Annotated in this window: 8 protein-coding genes and 1 tRNA gene; 2 read left to right on the forward strand and 7 right to left on the reverse strand. The window is 43.2% G+C overall.

What is annotated here, in order from left to right; all coding sequences use genetic code 11:
- Positions 1-31: 31 nt before the first annotated feature.
- The 3 genes from D1614_RS00470 to D1614_RS00480 all read right to left on the reverse strand — a co-directional run bounded on the left by D1614_RS00470 (position 32) and on the right by D1614_RS00480 (position 3,594).
- Entirely contained in the window at positions 32-832 is an 801-nt protein-coding gene (locus D1614_RS00470) for an inositol monophosphatase family protein (protein WP_119435920.1), read from the reverse strand.
- Positions 833-865: 33 nt separating this feature from the next.
- Positions 866-2,170, reverse strand: coding sequence for a tRNA (N(6)-L-threonylcarbamoyladenosine(37)-C(2))-methylthiotransferase MtaB (gene mtaB / locus D1614_RS00475; protein WP_119435921.1), 1,305 nt, complete (start codon positions 2,168-2,170; stop codon positions 866-868).
- Between the two features lie 125 nt (positions 2,171-2,295).
- Entirely contained in the window at positions 2,296-3,594 is a 1,299-nt protein-coding gene (locus tag D1614_RS00480) for a PhoH family protein (RefSeq protein WP_241558060.1), read from the reverse strand.
- Positions 3,595-3,730: 136 nt separating this feature from the next.
- Here D1614_RS00480 and D1614_RS00485 point away from each other — a divergent pair, with 136 nt between their 5' ends.
- Together D1614_RS00485 and D1614_RS00490 are read left to right on the forward strand one after the other, a co-directional pair.
- On the forward strand, positions 3,731-5,026 hold the full coding sequence (locus D1614_RS00485) for a bifunctional folylpolyglutamate synthase/dihydrofolate synthase (protein WP_119435923.1): 1,296 nt from the start codon (positions 3,731-3,733) through the stop codon (positions 5,024-5,026).
- A 91-nt stretch (positions 5,027-5,117) separates the two neighbouring features.
- Positions 5,118-5,192 (forward strand) — tRNA-Val (locus tag D1614_RS00490).
- Positions 5,193-5,531: 339 nt separating this feature from the next.
- Here the strand turns inward: D1614_RS00490 and D1614_RS00495 are convergent.
- The 4 genes from D1614_RS00495 to D1614_RS00510 form a co-directional block, all read right to left on the reverse strand.
- On the reverse strand, positions 5,532-7,481 hold the full coding sequence (locus D1614_RS00495; protein WP_119436335.1) for a retaining alpha-galactosidase: 1,950 nt from the start codon (positions 7,479-7,481) through the stop codon (positions 5,532-5,534).
- Between the two features lie 161 nt (positions 7,482-7,642).
- Positions 7,643-8,986 carry a sulfatase family protein gene (locus D1614_RS00500; RefSeq protein ID WP_162304360.1) on the reverse strand — a complete coding sequence of 448 codons (1,344 nt, stop codon included), beginning with the start codon at positions 8,984-8,986 and terminating at the stop codon, positions 7,643-7,645.
- Positions 8,987-9,202: 216 nt separating this feature from the next.
- The gene (locus tag D1614_RS00505; RefSeq protein ID WP_119435925.1) at positions 9,203-10,639 is read right to left on the reverse strand and encodes a RagB/SusD family nutrient uptake outer membrane protein; all 1,437 of its coding nucleotides are present in this window, start codon (positions 10,637-10,639) and stop codon (positions 9,203-9,205) included.
- A gap of 30 nt (positions 10,640-10,669) precedes the next feature.
- The gene (locus D1614_RS00510) at positions 10,670-13,978 is read right to left on the reverse strand and encodes a SusC/RagA family TonB-linked outer membrane protein (RefSeq protein ID WP_162304361.1); all 3,309 of its coding nucleotides are present in this window, start codon (positions 13,976-13,978) and stop codon (positions 10,670-10,672) included.
- Positions 13,979-14,023 lie beyond the last annotated feature (45 nt).

Genomic DNA, 14,023 nt, shown 5'->3' on the forward strand with positions numbered 1-14,023 from the left:
AATTGTATTTTATTCCCAAAATACTATTTTTTTACTGCTTATCTCCCAGATATGCGTGAATAATTGAGTAGAAAGTGTCGAAGAAACTGCCGCTTGCGGAAACGAGTTGCCCTCCGAAAAGCCAGTTGTCGCCGCCATTAAAGTCGGTGACCTTGCCTCCGGCCTGCTGAAGGATGAACGCACCGGCAGCCACATCCCAGGCGTGCAGGGCATGTTCGTAAAAGGCATCGAAACGCCCCGAAGCCACATAGCAAAGATCCACTGCTGCCGATCCAAACCTGCGCAGGCCCAGTGTATTTCTCATCAGGTATTTCATGGCGCTGATGTAGTCGTCCACGCGGTCGAAATCGTAATACGGAAAACCGGTTCCGATCAGCGTTTCTTCCATTTTTGAACGGCTGGCAGCTTTAATTTCTTTGTCGTTGCAATACGCCGGACTGTCTTTCCAGGCGTAAAACATTTCGTTGGCGCCAATTTCGTACACCACGCCCAGTACTATTTTGCCGTCTTCGGCCAAAGCAATGCTTACCGAATGCGGTGCAATCCCAAAAAGATAATTGGTGGTACCGTCGAGCGGGTCTACAAACCAGGTGTATTTCTCGTTGTGCGATTCAGCGGTTCCTTCTTCGGCTACAAAACCTGAATCCGGAATTAAGGCTTTTAACGCTGAAACAATGCGTTGTTCAGCGGTTTTGTCGACATAAGTAACCAGACTGGCGACACTTTTGATTTCGATGTTTTCAGCGGATAGTTTTTTCTGTTCCGTGCGGATAAAATCTCCCACTTCACGGGCAATGTCCTGCACCTGAAAACAAAGTTGTTTGTAATTCATAGCTGCGAAGTTTGGAGTAAAAGTAAGTTTTTTTTAAGCCATGAGGTCCACGGCAACGTGTCCGTTTGGCAAAATTGACTTTAATTTTACCGGATGCAGCTGGTTCACCAGGTCTTCGTTATAAGGAATTTCAACCTTGATATAATTCTCGGTAAAACCATTCATGCTGTCCTGGCTTTTCTTGTCTTCAAAAAGAACGGTTTGCTCGGCTCCCAGGTGTTGTTCGTAAAAAGCCCGTAGTTTTTTCTCCGATAGATTGATGTACATCTGTGTGCGTCGTTTCCGGTCTTCCACTTCTACTTTCCACGGAATTTTTAAAGCCTGCGTTCCACTTCGTTCCGAATAGGTAAAAGCATGAAGTTGCGATATTTCGAGGCTGTTCAGGAAGTCGTATGACTCCTGGAAATACGATTCTGTTTCTCCGTTGGTCCCGGCAATTACATCCACACCAATAAATGCGTGCGGCACAATTTCGCGGATTCTTTCCACTCTTCTGCGGTAAAGTTCAGTAGAATACTTGCGCTTCATCAGCGAAAGAATCTCGTCGGAACCCGACTGCAACGGAAGGTGAAAATGCGGCATAATCACTTTTGATTCAGCCACCAGTTCGATGATCTCGTCTTTCAGCAAATTAGGTTCAATTGATCCCAGGCGCAAGCGGTTTAATCCTTCCACTTTTTCCAGCGCTTTCAGTAAATCGCGGAAATTTTCGCCCGTGGTTTTGCCAAAATCGCCAATGTTTACGCCCGTTAAAATGATTTCTTTAAAGCCTTTGTCAACCGCTTTTTGTGCTTCGGCAACCGTATTCTCGATGGTGTCGTTGCGGCTCCGTCCGCGTGCAAAAGGAATGGTACAGAAAGAACAATAATAATCACACCCGTCCTGAACTTTCAGGAAACTACGCGTACGGTCGCCCCAAGAAAAAGCACGGTGGTAACTTTTGATGTTGGCCAAACGCGTGGTTTGTACCTGTGTGGTGTCCTTTTTTTGCAAATCACCCAGGTAAGCCGGAATATGAAATTTCTCCTGCGTACCAAGCACCAGGTCAACGCCTTCAATGTGGCCTACTTCTTCTGGTTTCAGCTGCGAGTAACAACCCACCACAATCACCATCGCGTTTGGATTTTTGCGTACCGCGCGCCGGATAATGTTCCGGCTTTCCTTGTCGCCCTGGTTCGTAACCGAGCAGGTATTGATCACATAAACATCGGCTTCTTCCTCAAATTCCACACGATCGAAACCAACCTCTTTAAAAGAGGCCGCAATGGTGGAAGTTTCCGAGAAATTCAGTTTACAACCCAATGTATAAAAAGCAGCTTTCTTCCCTTTGTAGTCCATCTCTAATTTTGAATCTTTCTAAACAGGCTGCAAAGGTAGAAAAAAGAATGGATTTGCAAGTTGAGTGCTGTTCAGTGTTTTGGAAGATAAAAGCCCGGAGACACGGAAGTCTCCGGGGATATTTTTTAAAGCAGCGTTGCCGCGAGTTCGGCCAGGTAGCTGCGTTCGCCTTTCAACAGGTTGATGTGGGCAAACAGTTCCTGGTTGCGCATACGGTCGGTCATGTAGGCCAAACCGTTTGATTTCATGTCAAGATAAGGCGAGTCGATCTGCTGAAGGTCGCCTGTAAACACCATTTTGGTTCCTTCGCCTGCACGGGTGATAATGGTTTTTATCTCATGCGGAGTCAGGTTTTGGGCTTCATCGATGATAAAAAAGGCATTCGACAAACTACGTCCGCGAATGTAGGCCAGCGGAGTAATGTTCAGCTTTTCTTCCTTCACCATTTCCTCGATCAGCTGGTATTCGTTGCTGCGCGGGTTAAAAGTATGCTTGATCACGGCCAGGTTATCAAACAGCGGTTGCATGTACGGACTGATCTTTTCAGATGCGTCGCCGGGCAGATAACCAATGTCGCGGTTGCTGAGCGCCACAATCGGGCGGGCCAGCAAAATTTGTTCGTACTGGCGGTGTTGCTCAATGGCAGCTGCCAGCGCCAGCAGGGTTTTTCCTGTTCCGGCTTTCCCGGTTAGTGCCATCAGCCTGATTTCCGGATCCATCAGCATGTTTAAGCTGAACGTTTGCTCGGCGTTTCGTGGTTTGATTCCGTAAGCCGAATTCTTTTCCACCCGGTAAATCCGTTCCGATTTGTTGTCGTAACGTGCCAGTGCGCTGGAGGAGCTTCCACGGAAAATAAAGCATTCATTGGCTTCGGGGTTAAAATCTTTCTTAACATCGTCTTTGGCGAAACTTCCCTGGTTGTACAATCTGTCGATCAGTGAATCGTCGAAATTATCAAAGGTAGTAACGGTTTTGTCCAGAATGTGCTCGTCGGTCACCTGGTCAGTTTTGTAATCTTCGGCCTGGATGCCCAGCGATTTGGCTTTCATCCGCAGGTTGATGTCCTTTGTAATGAGAACCGATTTACGTTTAGGGTACGATTTCGAAATGTAATCGGCGATGGCAAGAATACGGTGGTCCGGGATGTCTTCTTTAAAAGACGCTTTTAATTCATCCGAAAAGGGTTTTCCGGTTTCAATTCTCAGCTTACCTTTTCCCTGTCCCAGCGACTTGCCGCCGTTAAATAGTTCATCTCCTACGATTTCGTCTAACAGGCGGGTGAATTCACGTGCCTGAAAGTTGATGAGATCATTGCCGCGCTTAAATTTGTCCAGCTCCTCTAATACGGTGATCGGAAGGATAACGTCGTTATCCTGGAACTGGTAAATACAGGTGTAATCGTGTAAAATTACGTTGGTATCCAAAACGAAAATTTTACTCTTTTTTGTTTGACTGAGCATATGCAAATTGAATTTCTTAAATGTAGATAAATTGACTGGATAAAGGGGATGATGCCTCAAAATTTAATAAACTTGCACCCGTTAATAAAAATAAATTGACGTGAACTACAGCGAAACTCTTGATTACCTTTTTACGCGCCTGCCGATGTTTCAGCGCACCGGGCCGGCAGCGTATAAAAACACCCTGGCCAACACTTTACTGCTCGATGAATATTATGCGCATCCGCACCGGATGTTTAAAACCATCCACGTGGCGGGCACCAATGGCAAGGGTTCCGTTTCGCACATGCTGGCTTCGGTATTGCAGGCAGCCGGTTATAAAACCGGGCTTTATACCTCGCCACATCTAAAAGATTTCAGGGAACGTATCCGGATTGACGGGAAGATGATGGGAGAGAAGGATGTGGTTGCCTGGGTGGAAAACTACCGTACTAACAATGAATTGTGGAAAATAGAACCTTCTTTTTTCGAGTTGACCGTTGCTATGGCATTCGATTATTTTGCGCAGCAAAAAGTGGACGTAGCTGTTATTGAGGTCGGACTTGGCGGGCGGCTTGATTCCACCAATATTATTACGCCTGAAGTAGGGATTATTACAAACATCGGTTTGGATCATACCAATTTACTGGGAGAAACACTTGAACTTATTGCCCGAGAAAAAGCCGGGATCATCAAGCAGAATGTTCCGGTGGTGATTGGCGAAACGCAGGAGGCAACAAAAGCGGTGTTTCTGAGAAAAGCCCAGGAAGTGAACGCACCGATTTATTTTGCTGACCAGGAGTACAAAGTGGCGTATGCAACCCGGGGAATCGACGGTTTGCAAAATGTACAGGTGGACAAAAACGGTGAGCCTTTTTACCGGGATATGAAACTGGATTTGCTGGGCTTTTATCAGCACAAAAATCTTCCCACTGTTTTGAAGGCTACAGAACTTTTGAATGCACAGGGATTTAAAATTGACGAGCCGAATTTGAGAACCGGTTTACAGCAGGTGAGAGAGAAGACCGGATTACAGGGGCGCTGGCAGGTGATCGGGGCTAACCCGATGGTGGTTTGCGATACCGGACACAATCTTGACGGAATAAAAGAGGTGGTGGAACAGATAAATTCTACCCCGCATAAAAACCTGCACTTTGTTTTTGGAACGGTTGGCGACAAAAATCCGGACAAGGTTTTGGCGCTTTTGCCGAAAAATGCAAGCTATTATTTTGTAAAAGCAAACATTGAACGGGCTTTGGATGCGGAAGCCTTGAAACAGCATGCTGCCGACTTTGGACTTGTTGGCGATGCTTATCGTTCTGTGAATGAGGGCTTCGAAAAAGCAAAAGTCAACGCCGGAGAAAATGACCTTGTTTTTGTGGGGGGCAGTACTTTTGTGGTGGCTGAAATTTTATGAAGATTTTTCTTTGCAGAACTAAAAAATGCTTACATATTTGCAGCGCCTTTCTGAAAAGGAGGGCGCGTTCAGAAACAAGAAAACATTTTTCGGGCGATTAGCTCAGTTGGTTCAGAGCATCTGGTTTACACCCAGAGGGTCGGCGGTTCGAATCCGTCATCGCCCACAAAAAAGGTCGACTGTCATTTGGCAGTCGGCCTTTTTTTCTGAAAGTCAATTTTAAAAAATATCCAATTCTCAATTTTGAATGTAAAATATCCAACAAAACCCGGAAAATTGGATATTGGAAATTCTACATTGGATATTTTGCGTAAAAAAACAAATCCCGAATAGAAGTATCCATCTTAACTTTTATTTCTGTTGGTGATTCTCCGGAATCATGATGGTTTTGTTTTGAATGCGTGGCAATTCTTTTGGGGCTTGCCTTAAAAAAGTTGCCAGGCTGAAATCTTATATATTTCTATTCGCAAAATGGTTTTGAATCTTGAGTGACTCAACAAATCACTTATTTCTTTTCGATAATAGCTGCCCAGCCGCCTCCGGGAGCCATTTTAATATTGATTTTTGAAGCAGAATTAACATCCTGGTTTTCCTGGGCAAAGTCGGCAGCATGTTTGTCGGCATTCACACCGTCTTTCCACACACTCATCGAATAATTTCCATCACCTAAGAAATCGAGATCCAGACTTAAGTCGCGGGCATCCCAATCGGTCATGGCACCAATATACCAGGTATCGCCCGAGCGACGGGCAATGGCAACATAGTCACCTACTTTTCCTTGTAGAACTTTTGTATCGTCCCAAACAGAAGGAACCACAGAAAGGAACTTCATGCATTCAGGCTCTCTATAGTAGTTTGAAGGATTATCGCAAAGCATTTGAAGCGGGCTCTCGAAAACGACATACATAGCTAGTTGGTGACAGCGTGTTCCGGAACTCATAGGCTGTGTGAAAACCTCCCTGAAATTCTTCTTGGTTGTATTAATCATTGCCCCCGGTGTATAATCCATCGCTCCAGCCACCATTCTGGTAAATGGCAACGTTACATTATGCTCGGGATCAGGAAGTGAAGACCACTTGGCATTTTCCATCCCTTTAACACCTTCATAGGTGATGACATTGGGATACGCACGCTCAAGTCCGGCCGGTTTATAGGCCCCGTGGTAATCCACCAGCAATTCCCGCTCAGCACATTCTCTGGCAATTTTCTCGTAGAAATTAACCATCCACTGGTCATCGCGCTGCATAAAATCAATTTTGATTCCTTTCACGCCCCAGGCCTCAAACTGGTCAAGAGCTTTCTCCAACTGATCATCCAGAGCTTTCCATACTACCCAAAGGATTACTCCCACATTGCGCTCTTTTCCATAGTCAACCAATTCCTGGATATCAATCTCATCAACAACATCCATGATATTCTCCAAATGGTACCAGCCTTCATCCAGAATAACATACTCCAGCTTGTTTTTCGAGGCAAAATCAATGTAATACTTGTACGTATCATTATTTACGCCCGACTCAAAATCGACGCCATAAATGTTATTCGCGTTCCACCAGTCCCAGGCAACTTTTCCGGGCTTAATCCATTCTGTATTCTGAATTTTCAGTTCAGGAGCTAACTTGTAAATCAGTTCCGACTGTACAAGCGCTTCATCATTTTCAGTTATAAGCAATGCCCTCCATGGGAAACTCCGCGGGCCATTGCATTGTGCAATGTAATCAGCATATTTCGTTGGTTTTACATTCCGGTCGTTTAGCTGCTTTTCCTCCAGAACAACACCGGCAAATTTGCCAACCAGGGCATTCTGATTTTGATCGTCCCCTTTAAGGAACATCCCGGGATAATCCATCAGGTCTGACTCTGAAATGTAAGTTTTTACTCCGTTGCCACAATCCACCAACATCCCCGTTGAACAAAACCTGTCGGATCCAATTGCAGAAAGATTGACTTTCAGGTATTCCCTTTCCTGGTGAGAAAACATACTTTCTTCTTCAGGAAACCAAGTGGTATGATCAGCAGGAAAGACAAAGCTGGCCTGTTCCGACTTCACTTTGTATTCGCCTTTTAATGCGGAAACCCAACGGTAAGCCGCTCCTTCGTCATAAGCTCTGAATTCCAAAGAATAACCTTTAAACGATAAGGTCAGCTGGTTGTAATCATCCTGAATTTTGGCATATTTCCGCTGAACAACGGGAGTCAGCTCTTGGGAATGTGAGGTTACTTTAGCTTTCCTGACACGGGCATCCTTCCCCCAAACCTCTCCATTGTCTAATTCCAGAGCGATGGGAGATGCCATAATTATCTGTTGATCTCCTAAAAAAACGGAATAAGTGCAATTTTCGTCCACATTCACTTTAAGGCTGATTCTTCCGTTCGGAGAAGAAAGCTCGTATTCTTTTGCCATCATTACATTCGCTACGACCAGCAAGCAAATTACTATAAGTAATCTTTTCATTTTAATCATTTTAATAAGGTATCCATGCAGCAAGCCAATTACTTCCGCATGCCTCAATTATTTTTTTATTTAAAAATTCAAATTAGTTGTTTTCGACCCAGTCAGCTTTTGCAAGCTTTATTTGGACCGAAAGACGAGAATTCCAATATTGCATGTCTAAACTATTCCTGATCCCAGAATGTGCCTTCCTTTTTAATTTGGAGTTCCATATTCTCTAAGTCAGTAAGCAGTTCAGATGTTTTTTCAGGTTCCTGATCGGCCAGATTGATCCGCTCTCCCAGATCTTTTTCAACCTGAAAAAGCAGCGGGGTTTCGCGTGACGCTTCGTACCCGTAGTTGTTTTTTGTTTGAGAACCGATTCTCACATGTAGTTTCCACTCGTTTGCCCGAATGGCTGATGGCTGGTTATCAAAATAGGAATACAGCAAGCTAAAATCTTCAACCTTGGGGTAATTTTCCGCAGGCATCAGTAACGAACGAATATCACGGCCATCAATCGTCCGGTCGGTTGGCATTTCAACTCCGGCAATGGCAAATATGGTAGGTAAAATGTCCAGAGTGCTGACAGGCGTTTGCTCGTTTCGGCTCCCTTTAATTTTTGCCGGCCAATTAATGATTCCTGCCACGCGGTGACCGCCTTCCCAGGTTGAACCTTTGCCATCGCGAAAGGGTGTGGCATAGCCAACCTTTAAACGTGTATCTCCGTATTTCGAATCCGTTCTGTTGTTAAAAACAATCCAGGGGCCATTATCCGAAGAAAAAATAATGATGGTATTCTCCCTCACTCCAACCTCCTCCAAGGTTTGGCAAATGTCGCCAATCGCTGCATCCAGTTCTTCCATAACGTCGCCAAGTTCTCCGTTACGCGATTTGCCTTTAAATTCATCACTGACAAAAAGCCCCAAGTGCGGCATGTTGTATGGGATGTAGGCAAAAAATGGATTGTCTTTATTTCGTTGAATAAAATCGATAGCAGCTTGAGTACAAACGCTCGTTAATGATTCTGATGCTTTCGTGTTAGCCGGTAAATCTTTTGCGATCAAACTGTATCCGGGTACGGGATTATTCCCGTCAGGATCACTTTTTAATAGCATGGAATTCTCGAAGTCATGCGACACATTGGTCCCGATCCATTCGTCAAAGCCATGCGCTAATGGCAATGATTGAGGAGTAAATTCATTCTTCTCGTTGGGAGATCCGAGGTGCCATTTCCCAAATATTCCGGTTTTATAGCCTACTGATTTAAGACCTTCGGCAAGTGTTATTTCCTGCCTGTGGATATACTTCTCCGACGCAGGGTTCAGAACCCATGTGCCCAATCCTGACCGTGCCGGATAACGCCCTGTTAGCAGGGAATAGCGCGATGCAGTACAGGCCGGAGAAGTAACGTAAAACTGGGTAAAGTTGATACCGCCCTCTTTCAACCGGGTAATGTTGGGAGTTTTAATGGTTGGATTACCATTGTGTTCGTAATCTCCGTAGCCGTTGTCATCCGTTAATATCACTACGATATTAGGAGGTAAATACGTGTCACTCTTTTGATGTTGACAACTTGAGAGCAATATAAAAGTCAATATGTACAGGAGACTGTTAAATATTTTCATTTGTTTGAATATTTTTCATGCGACTCCGTGTTGTTAGAGCCTTAAGGGGTGTGATATTTAACGTATTAGGCAGGTTTAACAACCTGCCTAATACGTTAAATTAGTTACTCACTACTTTTAGTAGCCTGGATTTTGTTCGATGTTCGGATTTGCGTTTATCTCTGCCAGCGGAATAGGAAACAGTACGTGGTGGGCTTTGGCTACTGTTATTCCTCTTGCTTGCGCGCGGGATATAAATACGCCCTGACGAATTTGATCCTGTCGACCTTTTGCCTCGGCATAAAATTCCCATTCTCTCTCTTTTAAAAGGGCACTGCGCATAGCTTCTTTGGAAGGGAAATCTGCCAATGTTTTTACAGATGCACCAGCCCTAACACGTACCTCATTGATTAAATCAACTGACACCTGAGTTGGACCATTTAATTCATTCAACGCTTCTGCACGACTTAATAAAATGTCTGAATATCTTACTTCTGGCATATCATTGCCATTTGCAGGGCCAACAGCATCCGGGTCAAATTCATATTTTAATGTCAGTGATTTATCATTCCCATACAATTGAATGTGATTTCCTGAAGTATTGATATAATCTCTGACAAATAATTCTGCACGCTCATCTCCTTCTTCAAAAGAATCCAAAAAATCATCATAGAAGTATGTTTTTGCAGCATACACTGATTGGTTAGAAGCGAGAGGGTAATCTGTCGGAAAAGTAATTGCTTGCAGATAAGTGCCTCCTCCTGAATTTCCGGAAGTGCCAGATGCAGTGCGTGCTAAAGCCCAAAGTAATTCTTTATTCCCTTCATTGGCTATGGCGAAAACATCCTTATAATTTGGCAATAAGTCATATTTATCCATATCTATAATTGCCTGAGACAATTCAACCACTTTTTGCCACTGCTTGGTGTTTAAATAAAATTTACACAAAATCCCCATTGCTGCACCTTTACTGGCTCTACCATATTCAACAGGCTCGTCGGGGAGTGACTGAATAGCCTGTAGCATATCTTTCTCGATTTGCATTTTCATTTCATCATCCGTTGCCTTTGCAAGCTCCGGATTGTCGAGAGTGGATGTTCGTAGAGGTACCGGGCCAAACAGATCGTAAAGTACAACATAACACCACCCTCTTATAAATGTAGCTTCGGCTCTCACCAATTTTTTAAATGGATCCGTTTCCTCTTCCACATTTTCCAAAAGAGTATTTGCATCTCTAATTCCCTGATAACAGGCGTTCCAGCTTGTACCCAGGTCATAATGGTTACTTGCCCAGGTAAAGGACCGTAACGGATTAAGACGTGCGGCTATCGCCCCTCCCTCGTTCCAGTTTTCGCCTGAACACATTGCAGATGCATAAAATCTTGTAAGTCCTCCGGAATAGTAACGTAATTGTGCACTGGAATAAGCATTGTACAAGGTTGCCATTATAATTTCCTCGCTATTTGATTGAGGATCTAATTCTGAATAAACATTAGCATCCAACAGATCAGCACAACTGGTGGTGTGCATAATTACTACGACCACGAGTATTATCTTGAATATGTATTTTTTCATTTCTTATGTTTATTTTCGCGTGTTAAATTCTTAAAAACTAAATCTGGCTCCGAAAGACCATGTTTGAGCCGGTGGATACCCGCTGATATCGATTCGGGCACTTCCTCCTCCATTCGCATTTGCCTCTGGATCAGAGCCAATGTAATTCGAAATTGTAAGTAAGTTTTGTCCTGTTATAAAAACTTTGGCAGAACTCATAAACTTGATTCGGGAAACCGGAATGTCATAGCTGAGTTGCACATTTTTAAGACGGATAAAGGAAGCATCTTGCACCGTAAGCGAGTTTGTTGTTCTATTGCCGCCGTAATCGTCTGAAAATACTCCTGAAGGCCATTTTGCATTTGTATTTTCCGGGGTCCATCGATCCAATGCAGTGGTTGTAATCCTATTTCTTCTAAAGTTTTTAGGGTATAAACTTTCAACCAGGTTCTGATTAATCAAATCGGCACCATATTGTCCCTGAATAAATATATCGAGTTGAAAACGATCATAGGAGATAGAATTCTGCAATCCAAAAATAAAATCGGCATAAGGTTTTCCAATAATTTGTAAATCTTTCGTATCGATTTTTTTATCATCGTTGACATCTTCAAATTTGGGGTGCCCTGGAAGTGCATCTGGTTGAGCTGATCCCGCTATATCATCTCCTTCCTGAAAAAGTCCAAGAACATGATAACCATAATAAGCATTTAGAGGCTCCCCTTCCCTGATAATTGAATACCTGCCAACTACATCATTTAATCCACCAAGGCTTTCTACCCGATTCTTAATGCTGGTGAAATTTAACGAAGAACTCCATTCCAATCGATTTGTTTTTATGTTGATCGTATTTAGAAGAAATTCGATTCCATTGTTTTTCATTTTCCCGATGTTTGCTCTACGGGATCCAAAGCCGGTGGATTGTGGCATGGGCAGGTTATACAACATGTCTTTCGTGTACTTAATAAAGTAGTCGCCAGTAAAACTAATTCTACCGTCAAAGAAAGCCACATCCAATCCTATATCTGTTTGTTCGGTTGTTTCCCATTTCAAATCAGGATTGGCGACACGTGAAGGTTCTATGCCTCGAACAATTGAGTTGTTAACCACTGCGTAACTATCACCTGGACTTAAGGTTGTTAAAAACTCGTAATTACCAATTGATTCGTTCCCAATCTGTCCCCAACTTGCTCTTAATTTTAAATTATAAAATAAATCAGGAATAAAATCTTCTTCTGACAGCTTCCATGCTCCGGCAAAAGATGGGAAATAACCGTATTGGTTATTCTTCCCAAACCGAGAAGAGCCATCTGCGCGGAACGATGCTGTAAGCAGGTATTTATTAGCGATTGAATAATTCACCCTGGCGAGATAAGACAGCAATTTATTTTCACTTCGACCGCTGTATAGCATGTCATTATCGGTATTACCCAACGAAAAATTATTGGTGAGTAAATCATCTGCAGGAAATCCGCTGATATCGCCAACAAAATGTCTTGAAGAAAAACTTTGATAAGTAGTACCACCAAGTACAGTAAGGTTATTATTCTGTCCTATTGGCTTAGTGTATGTCATCGTATATTCGAGAAGAACATTTGAGCGCTCAAGTGTTGCAATATTGGCAAGGCCGCCCGTTCCTGAACCATGGAAAGTCAGCCTGGAATTATAAATATCTCTTCTGGAAGTTGCACGATCGGTCCCAAAATTTAATTTGGCTTGTAAATTATCAGAAACATTATACTCAATATAAGCTGTCCCAAATGTTCTGTTGGTGACATTTTTACTGGAAATGCCCTTGACTAACCTGATCGGATTTTGTACTGTCAGGTTAGAAGAGATCGTTAGTTCTCCGTTTTCATCGTAAACAGGTTCTGTTGGGTCATACAGCAGGGCTGCATAAAGCGGCCCTCCCGCCTCATTATCACCGGAATTATCAATGCTGTTATTGTCATTAATCAAACTGGTATTTAAATTAATCCCAATTTGGGTTTTCTCCCCGATCTTCTGCTCTAAATTGATTCGACCAATGTACTTCTCAATGCCTGTATTTTTGATTACTCCTTCCTGATTAAAATAATTAAAGGAAGCAAAGAAAGTTGTATTATCATCACCCGCTGTTGCTGAAAGATTATGTTCCTGAATAAGTGCGGTTCTGAATATTTGGTCTTGCCAGTCTGTTCCAGCAATGCTTGCCATGTCTGAAGGCGAAAAAATTGTTCCTTTGCCTTCGGCCACTGAGAGTTCGTTAATAACTTTCATATATTCCTGAGAGGTCAGCAAATCATACCTGTCTTTAACCGACTGTACTCCAAGGTTGATGTTATAATTGATGGTCGTTTGCCCTTGTTTTCCTTTCTTTGTAGTGATGAGTATTACACCATTTGCGCCTCTTGCCCCATAGATTGCAGTAGCGCTCGCATCTTTAAGAATCTCTATTGACTCTATGTCGTTTGTATTGAGCGAGTTTAATGGATTTCTTGCTTGATTCCTACCAACACTCGCTGCTCCTCCTCCGGAAAACATACTGCTATTGTCAACCGGCAGGCCATCGATAACGTAAAGCGGATCATTGCCTGCATTTACAGAAGTGACACCACGAACACGGACTGAAATTCCGCCACCTGGTTCCGCACTGTATTGAGAAATTTGTACTCCTGCTACTTTACCCGCCACCAATTGTTCTATTGAACCGTTAACACCGGCGTTAAATTCATCCTCTTTTATGGCCGAAACAGCTCCCGTTAAATCACTTTTCTTAATTACACCGTAACCAACAGCCACTACCTCGTCAATGTCAATCGCATTAGCCACCATAACTACATTTATTGATACCTGGGCGCCAACTACCACCTCCTGCATGGTCATTCCCACAAACGAAAACTGGAGGACAGTTCCTTCAGTAACATCTGTTAGTGTATACTCTCCATTAAAACTTGTAACGGTACCATTGGTTGTGCCTTTAAACAGTACTGTAACCCCGGGTAGCGGTTCACCTTTTTCGTCGGTTACTCTACCTGACACTGATTTTTGCTGTTGAATACTTTTGACTTTTGCATTCATGTTTTCCGGCGAAAGAATGATTTGTTTCCCCATTACCTCGTAATGGATACCCGCTTCTTCTTTGATATCGTCCAGAATTTCGATGATGTTTTTGTTCTTAAATTCTCCCGACACTCTTTTATCGATATCAATGTTGCCGGTATAAAAAAAGCGGAATTCACTTTGGTCTTCTATCCTTATCAGAAATTCTTCCAAGCTGATCTTTTCGACCTTTAGCGATAGTTTGGTAGTTTGTGAGTAGGTTTCGGATGCGAATACTCCTACAAAGGATACGAGCATCAAAAAAACAGTAAGCTTCATAATTTTAAGCATTTTCAATACACACAGACTGAGTCCATGGATACT

It is taken from the genome of Maribellus luteus, from assembly GCF_003576475.1.
Lineage (GTDB): Bacteria > Bacteroidota > Bacteroidia > Bacteroidales > Prolixibacteraceae > Draconibacterium > Draconibacterium luteum.

Bases quoted from the DNA above. Each gene is read 5' to 3' on its own strand.
- D1614_RS00470 (WP_119435920.1), bottom strand. From the start codon at position 832: ATGAATTACAAACAACTTTGTTTTCAGGTGCAGGACATTGCCCGTGAA.
- mtaB (WP_119435921.1), bottom strand. From the start codon at position 2,170: ATGGACTACAAAGGGAAGAAAGCTGCTTTTTATACATTGGGTTGTAAA.
- D1614_RS00495 (WP_119436335.1), bottom strand. From the start codon at position 7,481: ATGAAAAGATTACTTATAGTAATTTGCTTGCTGGTCGTAGCGAATGTA.
- D1614_RS00505 (WP_119435925.1), bottom strand. From the start codon at position 10,639: ATGAAAAAATACATATTCAAGATAATACTCGTGGTCGTAGTAATTATG.
- D1614_RS00510 (WP_162304361.1), bottom strand. From the start codon at position 13,978: ATGAAGCTTACTGTTTTTTTGATGCTCGTATCCTTTGTAGGAGTATTC.